Genomic DNA, 18,567 nt, shown 5'->3' on the forward strand with positions numbered 1-18,567 from the left:
GTTATTTGACCAAGACCCGACCCAGCGCCGGGTTACGCTCCTGAGCCTGATGCTCCGGTGCGTAGACCTGGTAGTAGCGGGCCGGCGGCAAGTTGAACTGGCCTTTTTGCGAGAAGCGGATCAAGTGCCGCAGACGCACTTCACTGCCTTCATTCAAGGCATCCAGCGGCACCGCATAGCTCATCTGCCCCGGCTCGAAGCGGGCCTTTTCCAACGATGCCGCTTGCATGCCCGCAGCCCCGGCCAGCTTGATTCCCCACGTGGTGCGCTCGACATCAGCCCCCGGCGGCAACGGCACCTCAAGCATGCCGTACAGCAGCGGTCGATTGCCCTCGTTGGCGATGATCAGCTCATCCAGGTACAGGCCATCGCTGGCAATCGGTTTGCTGCCCACTGGCTCCAGCTTGAAGGTGAACGCCTCGTCGCCCGGCACCAGACGCAGCAGGCGGCGAGTGATCGTCACCGGCGACGGCGTGCCTGGATCCAGCTGGCTCAGGTAGCTCACCGAGGCCCGCAGTGGACGCTCCGGCAGGCTGTTGAGGCTCAGCACGGCGGGAATCTGCGGCCCCTGCCACTGCCAGTAGCTCTCGCCACTGGCACCTTGCTGTTGTTGCCAGCCAGGGCCCGGTTTCAGGGCCACGGTCGGTGCCGATTGCGCCACGCTGTGTTGCAGCCAGGTCAGGGCCAGGGCCCGTTCCAGGGTCGACTGCGACGGCAACAAACGCTGCAGCAAGGCCCGTGCAGCACCCTGGTCAAACGGTTTCAAAGACAGGTTCAACGCCTGGGCGAACGGCTGTGAACTGAGATCCAACTGCTGCTGCGCCTCCTCCAACTGGCTCACGAATGCAGGCGCAGGCGTGACCTTGGCGTCCCGCGCCAGGGCCGCGGTCAACACTCGGGCGCTGGCCAGGCCGAGGGCCGAATCCGGGTCCTCCATCACCAGGCTGTCGCTGCCGTTGTCATTCATGCTGGCATCAGGACCTGCACCAGCCTTGGCCAGATCCTCCATCAGCCCCCTGACCAGGGTGTTGATCGGCAGGTTCATTTCACGGGCGAAGGACAGGATCAGCGCCCGCTGCAACAGCGGCGTATTGCCGGCCTGCTTGGCGTAGACATTCAGCACCCGCTGCCAGTGCTCCGGCGGCAGGTTCAGGTCCAGCACTTTGCTCGCGTTCCAGTCAGCGTAATAGGCATAGGCCGTAAGGAACGCATCCGCTTCAGCGTCTTCGCCCCACCAGGTAAACGCCGCGTCCGGCCCCGCCATGTGCACCAGGCGCAGGCGGCTGTTCTGCATGATCAGGCGCAGCCGATCACGAATCTGCGGATTACTGGCCAGCGCCGGGTAAGCCACGCTCAGCGGCAGCAACTGGCTGGCAGTCTGCTCGACGCCGCCGTACGGGTACTCCAGCAAGTCATCCAGGGCAGAACGGAACAACGCTTGCGGGCTGTCGTCCAGACGCAGGCGGATTTGCGCGGCATCGCTCGGCAAGCCCAGCGGCGTGCTGGTGGTAACCACGTCCAGGCTCTGGGTCTGCACCGCTTGCCAACCGACCGCGCTGCTCGCCAAGCGCACGGCCAGCGCATCCACGGTCTTGCCGCCCTGTAACAACTCAGCGCGCCACTCACCCTTGCCCGGGACCATGGCCGGTAGCGCGATGTAGTTGATACCGCTGTTCAAGGCCAGCGGCAGGCGCTGGGATTCGCCGGCGTAATGCACCAGCAACTCGGCCTTGGTCGGCAACTCGGACTGGTTGAAGGCAAACACCCCCAGGTCCGGCTTGTCGCCCGTGCGCAAGCGAGTCGGGCCGCTCCACTTCAGGTACAGCGGCTTGTCGGAACGAACGAACTGCTTCTTCTGCCCGACGTGCCCGTCATCGGCGATGGCCCGGGCGGTAATCCGCCAGCGGGTCAGGGAATCAGGCATGCGGAAGGTAAACCGCGCCTTGCCGTCGCCATCGGTCACCAGCTCCGGCTGCCAGGCCGCTGTGTCGACGTCTTCACGGCGCGGCCGCTCCAGCACCTTGACCCCGCGTTCGCTGCGGTTGGCCTTGCCCGGCGCCGTTGGACTGCCCGGCAGGGCAACGTCGTAGCTGATGAACGACAAGCTGGCGCTGGTGCGCACATTGTTACGCCGTGGGTGATAGAAGAACTGGTCGATGCTCGGCGCCACTTCCGGTTGCAGGGCGTAGACCATCTCGTCCACCACGCTCACCGTCAGGTGCGCCGGCACCGGCTTGCCGGCGAGCTGGGTGGACAGGTCCACGGTGACCAGATCACCCGGCTGGTATTTGTCCTTGTCGGTGTGAATCGCCACATCGATCTGCGGCGTCAGCACCTTGATCCCGGCATTCTGGAAGCTGTATTCCCCGCCCTTGGTATAGAGCACGGAGAAGGTCAGGTTCGGCGCGAAGCTGTCCTTCACCGGGACGCGCGCGCGGTATTGGGTAGGGCTGAGTTTTTCCACCTTCAGCCAGTCACCGCCCTTGGACAGCAGCGCGGTGGCCTCGACCTTGTCGCGCTCCAGCGACAACAGCGCATCGTTGATCGGCTCGGGGAAGGTGATCAACGCCAGAGCTTCGTCACCGGCCTTGTACTCGGGTTTGTCGAGGACGATTTCCACGGTGCCCGGAACGGCTTTCACGCCCTCGCCAGTGACCGAGTGGCTGGTACCTCCCAATACCCGATCATGCTCGTCGCGCAGGGTCAGGTTGTAGGTGCCTGGGCGCTCGAACGCCAGGGCAAATCCCTGGTCGGCAGCAGCCAGCGGGCCATCGCCGGTGGATTGGTCTTCCAGGCGGACCCAGCTGTAGCGGCTCGGTTTGACGTTCTTGCTCTGCCCGCTGGTGTTCTGGTTGGCGTAGCTGAACTGCACCTTGTCGCCGGCGGCGCTGAAGCGCTGCGGGGCACTGAGGCTGAAACTGGCCGCGCCGCGCTCGATGAGGATTTCCTTGGTGGTCTTGACCCGGTAGGCCGCGCCATCGCTGGCGAACACGGTGAGCATGTAGCGGCTCGGTTTGTCTGCCGCCGGCAGGTCGAGGGTGGCGTTGCCCTTGGCGTCAGTGGTCAGCTCGGTGCTGGTCAGTTCCACCGGGAACTGGCCCATGTACTGCAATTCGTTATCGACCATGGACAACTGCTGGGCCCGCAGGCTCAGTTGCAGACGCGCGTCGGCCACTGGCTTGCCGTCCGGGTACAGCAGCACCAGATTGCCCTTCACTGGCTCGCCGGTCTTGAAGTCCGGCTTGGCCAGGCTCAAAGAGATCTCGAAGTGCGGCTTGATGTACTCAGCCACGCGAAAGGCACTGCTGTAGACCTGATCCTTGTAGCTGAAACGCAATTCGTAACCGCCCGCAACGGCGTTTTCCGGCAGTTGAAAACGGCCTTGGGTACCGGACTTGGAATCAAGATTCAGGGTCAGGTTCTGCAGCGCGGTGCCGGCGGCATCCAGTACGCTGACGTTCACCGTACCGGCGCCTGGCTGCACCGAATCCCGAGCGTTCTTGAACTCGCGGCCGACGATTTTCAGCGACACCCAGTCTCCCGGGCGATACAGCGGCCGGTCGGTGAACGCGTAGAGCTTGGTGTCGTAGATTTCGCTGTCGTAGTAGAAGTTTTCGGAGACGAACACCCCGCCTTCCTGGTCTTCACCAATCACATAGGAGCGCTCGGGGCTGACGTGTTTCAGGCGTACCAGGCCCTGCTCGTCGGTGGCGCCGCTGTTCATCACGCCGAGGCCGTCGGTCCACAGCACATTGACCTTGGACACCGAGTTGCCTTCATGCTTACCCGCAGCCCAGACCAACAGTTCGTCGCCGGCGATCTTGCTCACCGCCACGGTGTTGGAAACAAAAACCATGGTGGTGGCGCGGTACTTGCCCACCAGGGCTTCAACCAGATACAGGCCCGGCTTCAGTTGCCCCAATGGAATGTAGACGTTACCCGGAGCAACACTGATGAACTGGCTCGACGAGCCGGACAGATTAACCCCGGCCGGCGGCTGGATCGGTTTAGCCTGCCACAGCGGATAACGGAACTGCGTCACCAGCGGCAACCCCGGAATCAAGGCGAACTGCGGCTGCGCGTCGTACGGCGTTGGCGCCAGCATGGCGTTGCCCATCTTCAGCTCCGGCACCTCCTCGATGACCTGCTTGCGCGACTCGTAGGAAAAGGCGCGCTGCATCACCCGCCGCGACTTGCGGTACCAGTTGTCCCACAGGTAGGCCAGGGTGTTGGACAACCCCTCGCCCTTGAACTGGCCATCGCTGACCACGCGGTGCAGGTTCTTCTGGCGCTTGAGAAAGTCCAGCGGCTGGTTGATCCGGTACACCCGGATGTCGGCGCCGCCATAAGGCTCCATGCGAAAGCGCCGGTAATCACGGCCCGGGGCTTCAAGGCGCACCATGGCCTGCTCGTCGCTGGCAAAACTGCTGTCGGCCAGGAGGAAGAAACTCTCACCGGAGACCGCCGCATAATCGCTGGACGGTACCGAATCGTCGGCGTTGACCAGAGCCACCGGGGCCAGCAGGGTCAAGGCCAGGGTCAGGCGAAACAGAAAACAGGACATACGCGATTCGCTCATTGGGTGAGGAAGTTCAGTCGATAGATGCCGATGAAGTTGGGGTTGGCTGAGTCGGGGATCCATCGGGTGTCCTTCCATGTCATCAGTTGCTGCACGCTAGCCGAGCGCATGCCGTTGTCGGTGGGGGTGGTGGTGCCGGTGTGATAAGCAATGTTGCGACCCATCCAGATCATCAGGTGCTGGTCGTCGCCCTGATCGAAGAACAGCAGGTCGCCAGGGCGCGCCTGCCCCAGATCACGGCCGACCAGATGGCTGTTGAACTGGATCAGCTTGATGGCATTGACGTAGGGACCTGTCCGGCCACCGCCCTGTTGCCACTGCTGGGCCAGGCCGCGTTGGCCTTCGCTCAGTTGCAGCTCCGGCGGCAGGTAGCGGTTGGACAAGCCGTTGGCCCGCAGCCATTTGCTGTCGTGGGCCTTGAGCGCTTCGTTGGCGGCAAAGCGCACTAGCCCCGCACAGTCCTGCTGATACCAGCGCGGGCTCGGGCCCTGACTCAGTTGCTCCTGGGCAATGCGCACGAACCAGGCGCGAAACACCTGGGACTGCTGCACGTCCAACGGCGGCACCTGGGTCGCGCCCACGGCATTGCTCAGCAACAAAGCCAACAGGCCTAGGCTGGACAGACTTTTGCGCCATGCACTCACAGCGCGCGCCATTGCAGCGGCAACCATTGCCATTGACCGTTAGGCTGACTGCCTTCAGGCAAAGTCAGGGCGTACTTGCCATAACCCCCGAGGCTGCGCAGCTTGGGCACCAGGTAGGTTTGCGCGGCGTTGTTGAACACCGGTTCCATGTCCTGGGGCAGGCTGTCGAAGGTTTCCTGCTGGATCAGTTGCGCCAGCGATTGCGGCCCGAAATACACCGGCATCAGCGCTTCCTGTGGCACCACGTCAGCCAGGGGCGGGAAGCGCTTGTCCAGGGTGTCCAGGGCCTTGCTCACCAGCTTGTCGTCCAGGGAAAACACCAGGGTCGAGCCGTGGCGGGCCAGGCTGACCTGCATGAAAGCACGACCGGTGATGGCTTGCGGGTCCGGGGCTTGCTTGGCCGGGTACTGGCCGAAGTTGGAGCTGACCTGGCGTTGCCATTGGTGCACGTCGCCGTTGTGCTGTTCCACCACCGGAAAGATGCGCTCCGCCACTTTGCTTTCCCTGGACCCGACCATGGAACCGAACAGCGTGCCCAGGTCCCCATCGAGCCCGGCGTTGTCCTTGTCCTTGAGGCCGGCCACCAGCAGCGGCGTGTACAGCCGCGAATCGGCGTACCAGCACAGACCAGCGGTGCCGGCCATGTGCTCGGTCAGGGCGGCGGCCACCGCTTCTTCGGCGCCGAGTTTGGCCAGCAGCGGCTTCTGCTGCTGCGCCGCCAATGGCAGCGCCACGCAGGCGCTGGCGCCCATGGGCATGGCCTGCCAGATCGGCTGGAAGTCGAAGTTCGGCTGGTTGTCCTGCTCGTCCATGGCCAGATAGCTGTGCCAGCCCTTGTCGTCCATGTCGAAACGCAGGCCGGCGAAGTTAGGGATAAACCGCTGGTAACCCATGGCCAGGACGCTGGCGTTGACCGTCAACCGCTGCTGCACCTCAGGCTTGCGTGCCTCCAGACCAAAAGCCTCGGGGAACAGCTTGTCGCCGTTCAACAGCGCTTGCAGGGCGCTGGTGGAAACCGCGCCGTGCTCATCGTCCGCGCCGGTGCTGGGGTCATACAGCTTGGCTGGGTTGGACAGCACCACCAGCTTGTCGCCGTGAGAGGCAAACGCCAGGGATTTACCGGCGTTGTAGTTCAACTGGTAGAGGGTCACGGCATCGCCACCGACCTCAAGCTGCGCCAGCTTGCTCAGTTGCGTATCGTCCAGAGCCACCTTGGCCAAGGGCTCCAGCAGCTTGGCCAAGCCGCCACGGTCCATCACCAGCAGAAAGTCCTTGAGACGCCCGTCGGTACCGCGCCACAACGCCACATCCGCTGGTTGGTCGAAGAGTTGCTCGATCAGGTTGTCCTGCAGCTTCAGGTCGTGCTCGTAGATGATCCGCCGCAGGCTACCGATCAGCCCCAGGCGGTCGGCCTGGTTCTGGTAATAGAAGACGAAGTCCTCGGTCAGGGTTTCCTTGAGAAAAGGCACCGCCAGCAAGTCCTTGGGCAACTGGGCCAGGGAATGGGTTTCCAGCAGGCCATCAGGCCGGCTCAGGCCCAGTTTGTCGCCCGCCAGTTGCTCCACCGAGGTCTTGGGCTTGCAGCCCACGCCGGTGATTGCCGCTGCCACCAGGCACAGGCCAACGACCAGGGCCGGCCAGCGGCGCTTGCTGGCGGATTGTTCAGTACCGGGGACGCCGGCGGCCGGGGATGCGCTGTTTTCGCTCATGATTCACAAAGCCCAATTCATCCGTGGTGCGGGATGTTCAATAGGTGAAAGACTTGACCAGCAACAGGTCGCCGATGGCCCGCATGGGCACGATAAAGGTCTCGCGTTTCTCATCGACGGTGTTTTCGTTAAGGATCAGGTTGATCTGCGAGGTAATCACCTCGTTCTGATTGCTGCCTTCGTCGAAGTTGTACCCGCCACTGCCGAAGTTGCCCCAGTAGTTGACGTAAATCAGGTAGGTGCCCCGCAGCGGCGCGGTCATGGTGAACATTTCCGGGCCCGGGCCGTCGACCCCATCCGGATCCAGACCGCCGCCGTTGCTCAACCCGGGGTGGCCGAAGAACGCTCGCTGACCGTCGGGGGTCACGATGTGCATGTCCAGCTCGGCCTTGGGATCGTCCCACCCCAGCACCACGCGAATGCGTGCCGGTGTCTTGCTCCGGTTGGCTTCGTAGAACTGCACACGCTTGAGGGATTGGCCTTCGGAACTGCGCACTTCAACGCTGTTGGACCCGGCGCCGAATGCATAGGGACGAGCGAAGCGGCCCTGCTCGTCGGTGTAGAGGTTCAGCGGATTGCCATTGACCGACAGACTGTGGGGCTGACGCAGATGGCCGATGGCCTTGAGCTGACCTTCGATCAGGGTGCGATTGCGCTGAATGCCACGATCGATGGGCGGTGTCGGGTAAGCCACCCGATCCTGTTCGGTACGGTCCAGCAAACCGGCATAACGCCAACCGGCCAGCGGCTCCTGAAGTTCGGCGGAAGGTTCGGCGAACACCGTTCCGGCCAGCAGCAAGGTCAGCAAGAGGATGGATAGAGCGCGCATGTATTGCGTCCTGCCATGCATGGGACAAACCCCGGCGCCAGATCCTCGACGCGGCTGCAAATATTCGGAAAGTCGCCCAGCGACGGCGGGCGTTGGAAAGGCCGCAGATTAGCGACTTGGCGCCTGTTACACAATTGCCGAACAGGGATTTTGCGCGGACATCGAAACGCCGACAGCAGCCTGAGAAAAAGTGCCATCACCGCAATATCAGACCGCGCAGAAAATTGGCCACAAGCCATCTCGCCAAATGCCCCCTCTCGATGAGAAGAGTCTTGGATTTTAGTAGGAATCCGTTCTGGATGCGGACTCACCAGCGCTCTCAAGGCCTCTAACCGGAACCGTCCGCACTCGCCTGCCCCCCAATGCAGCCCCTGCGACAGGGCTTCTCAGCCCACGTCGCTGAGCTTGGCGCTCGGTATTTCAAGGTCATCGCGCATTCCCGCAAGGAATAACCCCATACCGATTAGTCGATTGCTTTCGCCCCTGTCACAACGCTTATCTACGAATACCGCAGGGTTGCTCAGACACGCTGAAGGTGTGCCGCACAACGTGGTTGATGCCCCAACCGAAGCCTAAAAAAACAACGGGAGCACCTCACTGATGAAGTATCCGTTAAGGCCACTGGTCTTCTGGCCAAGCTTTCTGGTTCTACTGGCAGCGGTCATTGCCAGCCACCTTGACCTGCCAACCTTCCTGAGCGTGAGCAAGCAGCTCAACCGGCTAATCCTCGACAATTTTTCCTGGCTGTTCAGCACCGCCAGCTTCTTTCTCCTGATGCTGACGGTGACCGTCTACTTTTCACCTCTGGGACGGATACGCATCGGGGGTGAGGATGCCAAGCCCCTGCTGAGCAAGCCACGCTGGTTCATGGTGGCTCTGTGCACCACGCTGGCGGTCGGCGTGCTGTTCTGGACCACCGCCGAGCCGCTTTACCACCTGTATGGCCCTCCCGCCAGCCTGCAACTCGAGGCAGGCGGCAGCGAGGCTACCCGCTTCGCCATGTCCACCATGTTCCTGCACTGGACCCTGACGCCCTACGCCATCTACCTGGTGCCATCCCTGGTGTTCGCCCTGGTCTTCTACAACCTGCGGAGCGACTTCTCCATCGGCGCGATGCTGCAGCCCCTGCTCGGCGGGCAATGGGTCAAGCGCTACGCAGGGCTGATCGACACCCTGGCATTGTTCGCCCTGGTGGCGGGCATGGCCTCCTCCCTGGGCACGGGCGCGCTGACCCTGTCTGGCGGCCTGAGCCAGTACATCGGCGGTGAAACCACGCCGCTGCGCCTGGCGCTGATCATCGCCGTGATCGTCGCCACCTTCGTTTTCTCTGCCGCCAGCGGCCTGCATAAAGGCATCGTCAAGTTCTCCACTTTCAACACCTGGATCATGCTGGCCCTGGGACTGTTCGTACTGACCTGCGGACCGACCCTGTACATGCTCAGCCTCGGCGTCGAATCACTCGGTATCTACCTGCAGACCTTCTTCAGTCGCAGCCTGTTCACCGGAGCGGCCAGTGGCGACAACTGGCCCCAAAGCTGGACGGTGTTCTACTGGTCGGTGTGGTTCGCCTGGGCCCCGGTCAGCGCCATGTTCCTCGGCAAGATCGGGCGCGGCTACACGGTGCGCGAGTTCATCCACACCACCCTGCTCTACCCCGCCCTGTTCACCGCCTTGTGGATCTGCATCTTCTCCGGCAGCAGCCTGTACTTCGACGCCCAGGGCGACGGCCTGCTCAACCAGGTGCTCAACGAGCAAGGGGTGGAACATGTGCTGTACCGGATGTTCCAGCAATTGCCGGCAAGCGGTCTGATCATCGCACTGCTGCTGTTCACCGCCTTCATCTCCTTCGTCACCGCAGCCGATTCCAGTACCGACGTCATCGGCAACCTGTGCAGCCGTCACGTTAGCGCTGACTCCGATCTGGACGGCAACCCACAGCTCAAGGTGGTCTGGGGCGTAATCATCGGTTGCGTGTCCTGGGTGATGGTGGCCTACGTCGGCATCGACGGGATCAAAATGTTATCCAACCTGGGCGGCCTGCCGGGGATGATCATCGTTCTGCTCTCCAGCAGCGCACTGATCATCTGGATGAACAACCCGCTCCTGCTGACACCACCGACACCAAAGGGGCATGCGTCAAGGCGCCGAGAGGCCAGAAGGCTCATCCCATGAACACGCGGCCGTTGACCTCAGGCAACCAGAGACTGGCGCCGGACTGCCCAGCGTGGAGCTCGCCGGCTCGATACAGGCACGGGGGCCTTATCCAAACACACCGTTCGAAGGCCCAGCCGCGGGTATCGGCCTGAGCAACGAATCCACCTTCAGCCGTGCCCAAGTCACCGCGCCCCTCCTGAAGTTTCCCGGCGCCAATTCCTTGATCGACAGGAGTGTTCCATGGACGTCATCCGCGAGTTTCCCCATCCAATCCGCGAGATCGAGCACTGCCTGATCCCACTGCATGACGGCACCCATCTGGCCGCACGTATCTGGCTTCCAGCCGATGCCGGCACCCAGCGCTACCCGGCGATCCTCGAATACCTGCCCTACCGCAAGCGCGATGGCACGGCGGTGCGCGATGCCCTGACCCACCCTTGGATGGCCGGTCACGGTTACGTCTGCGTGCGCGTGGACATGCGTGGCAACGGTGAGTCCCAGGGGTTGATGGCCGATGAATACCTGCCCCAGGAACAGCAGGACGCCCTGGAAGTGCTCGACTGGCTCTGCGCCCAACCCTGGTGCGACGGCAACCTGGGGATGATGGGCATCTCCTGGGGCGGCTTCAATGGTCTGCAAGTGGCGGCCCATCGCCCCCCGGCACTGAAAGCCATCATTACCCTGTGCTCCACTGACGACCGCTACGCCGACGATATTCACTACAAAGGCGGCAACCTGCTGATGGAAAACCTGGGCTGGGCCGCCACCATGCTCAATTTCAGCGCCGCCGTGCCGGACCCATTGCTGGTGGATGACTGGCAGGCGCTCTGGCAACAGCGCCTGGATGCCATGCCGATGCTCGCCGAAACCTGGCTGCAGCATCAGACCCGTGACGACTACTGGCGCCAGGGCTCGGTGTGCGAGAACTACGCGGCGATCAAAGCCGCGGTGTATTGCATCGGCGGCTGGGGTGATGCCTACAAGAACAGTGTGCCGCGCCTGATGCAGCACCTGACCTGCCCGAAGAAGGCCATGCTCGGTCCGTGGATTCACAAGTACCCACACTTTGCCGTGCCGCAACCGGCCATTGGTTTTCTCCAGGAAGCCAAGCGCTGGTGGGATCACTGGCTCAAGGGCATCGACAACGGAGTGATGGACGACCCTGCCTGCACCTTCTACCTGCAGGACGCCATGCCGCCCAAAAGCAGCTACCGCGAACGCCCGGGAGTCTGGGTCCAAACTGCCGGCTGGCCCGATCCCCAGATCCAGTGGCAGACCTTCAGCCTCGGTGATGCCGGGCTCAGCCCGGGCGAGCAGCGCTTGAGCGAGCAACGCAGCTTCTGCTCTCCCCTGACCACCGGCCTGCATCAGGGCAGGTACTGCGCCATCTGGCTGGGTCCGGACGGCCCGACCGACCAGCGCCGGGATGACGCTCACTCACTCTGCTTCGACAGCGCTCCCCTGAGCGAGCCTATGGCCCTGCTGGGGGATGTGCGCCTGGACCTGCGCCTGACATCGGACAAACCCTGCGGGCAGATCGTCGCCCGGCTCAATGCCATCGCTCCGGACGGCCAGGTGGCGCAGATCACCTACGGCACCCTGAATCTTTCCCTGCGCGCGCCCTTCGCCGTCGCCACGCCTCCCGAACCTGGCGCGCCCCTGCAAGTGCGCTTCAGCCTGGACCACGTCGGTTATCGCCTGCCAGCCGGTTATCGCCTGCGCCTGGCCTTGAGCACAGCCAGCTTCCCACTGCTGTGGCCGGCTCGGGAACTGACCACCCTGACCCTGCTGCCCGAAGTGCAGAGCGTGCAACTGCCGGTGTTTACGGGGGCAGCCGTGGAGTGTCCGTTCGCCCCCCCGCAAAGCGCGGCACCGGCCCACCTGGAGATCATCCGTGAGGCGGCCCCCCTGCGCACCCTCAGCGAGGATGTAGGCAGCGGTGAGGTCTGCGTGCGCATCGACGACGATCTTGGAGCCATGCGTTTTCTCGACCACGGACTGTGGGTCGAACAGCGCTGTACCGAGCAGTACCGCACCCTGCCCTGGGACCCGCTGTCGACCCGGGCGGATATCCAATGGCACTACCGGGTCGGCCGCGGGACCTGGAGGGCGGAAGTGGACAGCACCCTGGCGCTGCGCGCCGACACTCAGTGGTTCTACCTGCACGCCACCCAGGTAGCGCGACTCGATGGCCAGCAGATTCATCAACGCCAATGGCATCGACGGATTGCCCGAACCACGCTGTAAAGCGTGGCAGGATAGCCAATCTCCAAGACTCGGCGGGGCTGGAGGCAGCGCCCGCCCCCTGCAGACTGGAACCCGCATGTCGCATCGAAACGTCGATCTTCCGCCCCTTAACTGCCTGCAACCTTTCGAGGCCGTGGCCCGTCATTTGAGCTTTACCCGGGCCGCCCAGGAACTGAACCTGACCCAAAGCGCGGTGAGCCGTCAGATCAAGCGGCTGGAAGAGAACCTCGCCCGCCCCTTGTTCCATCGACACAACCTGGGCATCAGCCTGACCCCGGCAGGCGAGCGCTACTTTCGCACCATCCAGCGCCTGCTGCGGGAACTCGACCGTGAATCGGCGGAGCTGCGCCGTCGCGGTGCCGAACGGCAACTGACCCTGGCCAGTACACCTAGCATCAGCTCGATCTGGCTGGCGCGCTTGCTGCCGGAGTTCCAGCGCCGGTTCCCGACCCTGGATATTCGCATCCTGTGCAGTGAAAGCCCCTTGCACCTGGATGTCAGCGAGTACGACCTGGGGCTGTTCTATCACCTCGACGAGCTACCGCCGCCCCTGGGGTTGGAGCTGACCCCGGTATTCCCCAGCGAACAGGTGATCTGCGTCTGCAGCCCGGAGTATCTGAGTCGCAAAGGACCGATTCGCGACCCGCAACATCTGCTGCAGGAACACCGGTTGTTGATCGTCGAAGACCATCACCATGATTGGTTGACCTGGTCCGATTGGTTCAGCGCCGTAGGCGCCACCTACCACTCCCCGCAGCACGCCCTGCGCACCAACAGTTACCAGCTGCTGATGCAGTCGGCGGCGATGGGTCAGGGCGTAGCCTTGGGCTGGGAGAGCCTGTTGCAGGCCGAATTGGCCGCCGGGCGCCTGCAACGAGCGCTGCCGCAACGCATGCCCAGCCGCGGGCGCCTGAACCTGATGCAACCGCACCATCGCCATCCCCCAGCCGCCGTGCGCCGCTTCCGCCACTGGCTACTGGAACACACCCATCTACCCCACGAAACCGGCGCTTGAGCCTCCTGCCATACCTGGTCGAACGCTAGATCAACCGCTTACCCGCAGCACACACCATTAGCGAGCCTGCCTGAGTCGTTGAAAAAGCCCCTCAAGCCCCTGCGCCAAAGGCGATGAGGCACACCCCAGCGAGCGCTTCTCATTTGCCCGAACCCCTGGTGTCTGCTAGTGTCGCGCCGGTTTAACGTCAACCGGGATAGCCGCCATGGCCCGCAAAAAAGCTGCCTTAGATTTCGAACAGTCCCTCGCCGACCTGCAAACCCTGGTTGAGCGCCTGGAGAACGGCGAGCTGTCGCTGGAAGACTCATTGACCGCCTTTGAACAAGGCATCGGCCTGACCCGTGATTGCCAGGCCGCGCTGGCCCAGGCCGAACAAAAGGTGCAGATCCTTCTGGAACGCGATGGCGAGCTGGCGGAGCAACCCTTCGATGCGGAACAAGCAGAATGATTGCTGCCTATCAGGCCACCAGCCAGGCCCGCGTCGACGCTGCAATGCACACCCTGTTCACCGCGCCAAGCCCCGAACTAGCCCGCCTTTATGAAGCCATGCGCTACAGCGTGATGAATGGCGGCAAACGCGTGCGCCCGCTACTGGCCTATGCCGCCTGCGAGGCCCTGGGTGGCAGGCCCGAGCAAGCCAACGGCGCGGCCTGCGCGGTGGAGCTGATTCACGCCTACTCCCTGGTCCACGATGACCTGCCAGCCATGGACGATGACGACCTGCGGCGCGGCCAGCCCACTACCCACAAAGCCTTCGATGAAGCCTGCGCGATCCTCGCCGGTGACGGCCTGCAGAGCCTGGCCTTCAGTGCCCTGCTGGACCCGCAACTGAGCGACGCCAGTGCCGAAGTCCGGTTGCGCATGGTCACCACCCTGGCCCAGGCCGCAGGCCCGGCGGGCATGGTGGGTGGTCAGGCCATCGACCTCGGGTCGGTGGGCCTCAAGCTCGACCAACAGGCCCTGGAGTACATGCACCGGCACAAGACCGGCGCGCTGATCGAAGCCAGCGTGATCCTCGGTGCCCTGGCCAGCGGCCGCGCAGAAAAAGACGAACTGAAGTCCTTGCAGGTCTACGCGCGAGCCATCGGCCTGGCGTTCCAGGTGCAGGACGACATCCTCGACGTCGAAAGCGATACCGCGACCCTGGGCAAGCGCCAGGGCGCCGACATCGCCCGGGACAAACCAACCTACCCGGCGCTGCTGGGGCTGGCCGCGGCCAAGGATTACGCCCTGGAACTGCGCGACCAGGCGCTGCATGCGCTGCGTCCGTTTGACGCAGCGGCTGAGCCCTTGCGCGAGCTGGCGCGGTATATCGTCGAGCGCCGCAACTGATCAGCCCCCGATAGCCGGACCGCATATCGGCCAAGTTCGGTGCTCTGCGTGGGCAGCTTGCGATGCATAAGGTAAACTGCCGCCTCTTTCTATACCTATAACGATTCGCCTGATGCCCACGACGTTTCATGAGATTCCCCGCAAACGCCCGACCACGCCGCTGCTGGACCGTGCCCAGACGCCGGACGGCCTGCGCCGGTTAGGTGAAGCCGAGCTGGAAACCCTGGCCGATGAATTGCGCCTGGAATTGCTCTACACGGTCGGCCAGACCGGCGGGCATTTCGGTGCCGGCCTTGGCGTCATCGAGCTGACCATCGCGTTGCATTACGTGTTCGACACCCCGGACGACCGGCTGGTGTGGGACGTGGGTCATCAGGCGTATCCGCACAAGATCCTTACCGGGCGTCGCGAGCAGATGGCCACCCTGCGCCAGAAAGACGGCCTGGCCGCCTTCCCGCGGCGTTCCGAGAGTGAGTACGACACCTTCGGCGTCGGCCACTCCAGCACCTCCATCAGCGCCGCCCTGGGCATGGCCATCGCCGCCCGCCTGCAGCACAGCGAGCGCAAGGCCATCGCGGTGATCGGCGACGGAGCCCTGACCGCGGGCATGGCCTTCGAGGCGCTGAACCACGCGCCAGAAGTGGACGCCAATATGCTGGTGATCCTCAACGACAACGACATGTCGATCTCGCGCAATGTCGGCGGGCTGTCCAACTACCTGGCCAAGATTCTCTCCAGCCGCACCTATGCCAGCATGCGCGAAGGCAGCAAGAAAGTGCTGTCGCGCCTGCCCGGTGCCTGGGAAATCGCCCGCCGCACCGAAGAATATGCCAAAGGCATGCTGGTCCCCGGCACCTTGTTCGAGGAACTGGGCTGGAACTACATCGGCCCTATCGATGGCCACGACCTGCCGACCCTGATCGCCACCCTGCGCAACATGCGTGACCTCAAGGGCCCGCAGTTCCTGCATGTGGTCACCAAGAAGGGCAAGGGCTTCGCCCCGGCGGAAGTCGACCCGATCGGCTACCACGCCATCACCAAGCTCGAACCCCTGGACGCCCCGGCCACCGCGCCGAAAAAGGCCGGCGGACCGAAGTACTCCGGCGTCTTCGGCGAATGGTTGTGCGACATGGCCGCGGTCGACCCGCGCCTGGTGGGCATCACCCCGGCGATGAAGGAAGGCTCCGACCTGGTGGCCTTCAGCGAGCGTTTCCCGCTGCGCTACTTCGACGTGGCAATTGCCGAACAACATGCGGTGACCCTGGCGGCTGGCATGGCCTGTGAAGGCGCCAAGCCGGTGGTGGCGATCTACTCCACCTTCCTCCAGCGAGCTTATGACCAACTGATCCACGACGTGGCAGTGCAGAATCTCGACGTGCTGTTCGCCATCGACCGCGCCGGCCTGGTGGGCGAAGACGGCCCGACCCACGCTGGCAGCTTCGACCTGTCCTTTCTACGCTGCATCCCTGGCATGCTGGTGATGACTCCGAGCGACGAGAACGAGTTGCGCAAGATGCTCAGCACCGGGCACCTGTACAACGGCCCCGCCGCCGTTCGCTACCCGCGCGGTACCGGCCCCAACGCGCCGATCGACAAGGACCTGGAACCGATCGAGATCGGCAAGGGCGTGATCCGTCGCCAGGGCAAACAGGTCGCGCTGCTGGTGTTCGGCGTGCAACTGGCCGAAGCCCTGCAAGTGGCCGAGAAGCTCGACGCCACTGTGCTCGACATGCGTTTCGTCAAACCCCTGGACGAAGCCCTGGTGCGTGAGATCGCCGGTAGCCATGAACTGCTGGTGACCATCGAAGAGAACGCCATCATGGGCGGCGCCGGGGGCGCGGTCAGCGAGTTTTTGGCCCGCGAAAGCATCCTCAAGCCGATCCTGCACCTGGGCTTGCCCGACGCCTACGTCGAGCACGCCAAACCGGCGCAGATGCTTGCCGAATGCGGCCTCGACGAAGCCGGTATCGAAACGGCGGTGCGCCAGCGCCTGGAACTGCTGGGCCTGGCTTGATCCACAGCGGCTACCTGTAGCCGCTGCTGCACGCCCGCCATGCGGGCGTCGCTTTTGCTCCCTTCCTTATCCGGCTTCACACACTGCGGCGAAGGCCGAGCCGCGCTAACGGAATAGCCATGAAACTCTCTCGCCTGGCCCTGCCGCTATGTCTCCTGCCCTGCGCCGAACTGCTGGCCGACACCTCCGAGCGCGATCAGGCGCTGAAACTGCCCCAGATGCTGATCAGCGCCAACCGCCAGGTGCAAGCACGTAACGACAGCAGCGCCGCCAACACCGTGTTCACCCGGGAAGACATCGACCGCCTGCAACCCAGCAGCCTGACCGACCTGCTGCAACGGGTGCCCGGCGTGCAAGTCGCGCGAAGTGGTGGGCGCGGCAGCCTGCCAGGTCTTTACCTACGCGGCACCGGTTCGGCCCAGAGCCTGGTGCTGGTGGATGGCCAGCGCATCAGCAGCTCGTCCTCCGGCGACAGCAACCTGCAATTCATCAGCGTCGAGCAGATAGAGCGGGTTGAAGTATTGCGCGGCTCACGCTCGGTGATCTACGGCAGCGATGCCATTGGCGGGGTGATCCAGATCTTCACCCGGCGTGGCGTCCAGCAGGGGCTGCAAGGACGCCTGCACCTGGGCGTCGGCAGCAACCAGACCTGGGAACGCAGCCTGGGCCTCTCCGGCGGCGACGCCCAGACCCGTTTCAGCCTCGGCGCCAGCCTGGATGAAACCGCTGGAATTGATTGGACCCAGGAGTCCTACCCCAACGACCAGGACCATGATGCCTATCGCAATCAGTCCCTGAGCCTGAGCTTGAGTCATACCTTCAATGGGGAGGTCGAGGCGGGTCTGAACCTGCTGGATAACCGTGGACGGAGCGAATATGACAACCCATTCGGGCGGTACGTCATAAGCACCGGTCAGAGCGTCGGACAGCAGCCCTATACCGACTTCACCGTCAGCAGTGTCGGTAGCTTTATCGACGCACAAATCAACGAACGCTGGCAGTCCCGAGTGGAAGCGGGTCACGCCGAAAACCGCGACTTCAAGCACGACAAGCTCAGCGACGAGCGCGCCATCTTCAACACCTACCGGGACTCGCTGAACTGGCAAAACGACCTGACCCTGGATGAACGCAACAGCCTGATTCTGGGGGCCGACTGGTACGAAGACCGAGTCAACGCCAGCACCACCTATGACGAGAACAGCCGCTGGAACCGGGCGGCCTTTATCCAGCACCGCTTCCAGGGCGACAGCTTCTCCACGGAACTGGGACTGCGTCGCGACCAGAACCAGCAATATGGCAGCCAGAACACCTGGAGCGGCACTTTCACCCTGCCGCTGAACCCGGACAACGATGTTCTGTTGTCCTACAGCGAAGGTTTCCGTGCCCCCACCTTCACGGACCTGTACTACCCGGAAAACGGCAACCCCCAACTCAAGCCGGAACACTCCAAGAGTTATGAACTGCAATGGCGCAGCCAACTGAGCGACAGCAGTCGCCTGGAAGCCTCGATCTACCGCACCGACCTCAAAGACGCGATTATTTATGACCGGGTAGCGCAACGCCCGGAAAACGTCGGCGCAGCGAGGATCAATGGTTTTGAGGCCGCCCTGAAACAAGAGTTGTTCGGCTGGCAGACCAGCATCGGCACCGCGATCATTGATCCACGCAATCGCCAGAACGGCCATCAGCTGCCGCGCCGTGCCCGCCGCACCTTGAACCTGGATCTGGATCGGCAGTTCGACAAACTGGCGTTCGGCGCCAGCTGGCAACAGGTGAGCAAGAGTTATGAAGACCTGAGCGTGAAAAAACAGGTGCCCGTGGGCGGCTACGGCATATTCGGGCTGCGCAGTAGCTGGGCAGTCAATCAGGAACTCAAGCTGGGCCTGAAACTCGACAATGCCTTCGACAAGTCCTATTCCCGCGCGCGGTATGAGTACAACGGAAACGATTATGCCTACCGCGAAGCAGGCCGCACCTGGATGTTCGGGGTGACCTGGACGCCTGAGCTGTAGGATCCGTCGCCTTCGCCGGCAAGCCGGCCACG

At 63.4% G+C, this 18,567-nt stretch carries 11 protein-coding genes; 7 read left to right on the top strand and 4 right to left on the bottom strand.

The window, feature by feature from the left end; genetic code table 11:
- Position 1: 1 nt before the first annotated feature.
- The 4 genes from PLD_RS00980 to PLD_RS00995 are packed head-to-tail and all read right to left on the bottom strand — an operon-like array spanning position 2 to position 7,761.
- On the bottom strand, positions 2–4,579 hold the full coding sequence (locus PLD_RS00980) for an alpha-2-macroglobulin (RefSeq protein ID WP_159889037.1): 4,578 nt from the start codon (positions 4,577–4,579) through the stop codon (positions 2–4).
- Positions 4,576–5,235 carry a DUF1175 domain-containing protein gene (locus tag PLD_RS00985; RefSeq protein WP_159889039.1) on the bottom strand — a complete coding sequence of 220 codons (660 nt, stop codon included), beginning with the start codon at positions 5,233–5,235 and terminating at the stop codon, positions 4,576–4,578. Before PLD_RS00985 ends, PLD_RS00980 begins: the two co-directional genes overlap by 4 nt.
- Complete coding sequence (locus tag PLD_RS00990; protein WP_159889041.1) at positions 5,220–6,932, bottom strand: DUF2138 domain-containing protein; 1,713 nt, start codon at positions 6,930–6,932, stop codon at positions 5,220–5,222. Before PLD_RS00990 ends, PLD_RS00985 begins: the two co-directional genes overlap by 16 nt.
- A 37-nt stretch (positions 6,933–6,969) precedes the next feature.
- Complete coding sequence (locus tag PLD_RS00995) at positions 6,970–7,761, bottom strand: YfaP family protein (RefSeq protein WP_159889043.1); 792 nt, start codon at positions 7,759–7,761, stop codon at positions 6,970–6,972.
- A 600-nt stretch (positions 7,762–8,361) separates the two neighbouring features.
- Between PLD_RS00995 and PLD_RS01000 the strand changes: the two genes are divergently transcribed.
- The 7 genes from PLD_RS01000 to PLD_RS01030 all read left to right on the top strand — a co-directional run bounded on the left by PLD_RS01000 (position 8,362) and on the right by PLD_RS01030 (position 18,535).
- Complete coding sequence (locus PLD_RS01000; protein WP_159889045.1) at positions 8,362–9,933, top strand: BCCT family transporter; 1,572 nt, start codon at positions 8,362–8,364, stop codon at positions 9,931–9,933.
- 222 nt (positions 9,934–10,155) lie between these two features.
- Positions 10,156–12,162, top strand: coding sequence for a CocE/NonD family hydrolase (locus PLD_RS01005; RefSeq protein ID WP_159889047.1), 2,007 nt, complete (start codon positions 10,156–10,158; stop codon positions 12,160–12,162).
- A 76-nt stretch (positions 12,163–12,238) separates the two neighbouring features.
- Positions 12,239–13,177: a LysR substrate-binding domain-containing protein gene (locus tag PLD_RS01010; RefSeq protein WP_159889049.1), complete on the top strand. Its 939-nt coding sequence runs from the start codon at positions 12,239–12,241 to the stop codon at positions 13,175–13,177.
- 205 nt (positions 13,178–13,382) lie between these two features.
- Positions 13,383–13,625, top strand: coding sequence for an exodeoxyribonuclease VII small subunit (locus tag PLD_RS01015; protein ID WP_025129353.1), 243 nt, complete (start codon positions 13,383–13,385; stop codon positions 13,623–13,625).
- Positions 13,622–14,509, top strand: a complete 888-nt coding sequence (gene ispA / locus PLD_RS01020) for a (2E,6E)-farnesyl diphosphate synthase (RefSeq protein WP_159889051.1) — start codon at positions 13,622–13,624, stop codon at positions 14,507–14,509. Before PLD_RS01015 ends, ispA begins: the two co-directional genes overlap by 4 nt.
- 112 nt (positions 14,510–14,621) lie before the next feature.
- Positions 14,622–16,523: a 1-deoxy-D-xylulose-5-phosphate synthase gene (dxs, locus tag PLD_RS01025; protein ID WP_159889053.1), complete on the top strand. Its 1,902-nt coding sequence runs from the start codon at positions 14,622–14,624 to the stop codon at positions 16,521–16,523.
- Between the two features lie 119 nt (positions 16,524–16,642).
- Positions 16,643–18,535, top strand: a complete 1,893-nt coding sequence (locus PLD_RS01030) for a TonB-dependent receptor domain-containing protein (protein WP_159889055.1) — start codon at positions 16,643–16,645, stop codon at positions 18,533–18,535.
- The last annotated feature ends 32 nt before the right edge of the window (positions 18,536–18,567 follow it).

Source organism: Pseudomonas sp. LD120, from assembly GCF_009861525.1.
Lineage (GTDB): Bacteria > Pseudomonadota > Gammaproteobacteria > Pseudomonadales > Pseudomonadaceae > Aquipseudomonas.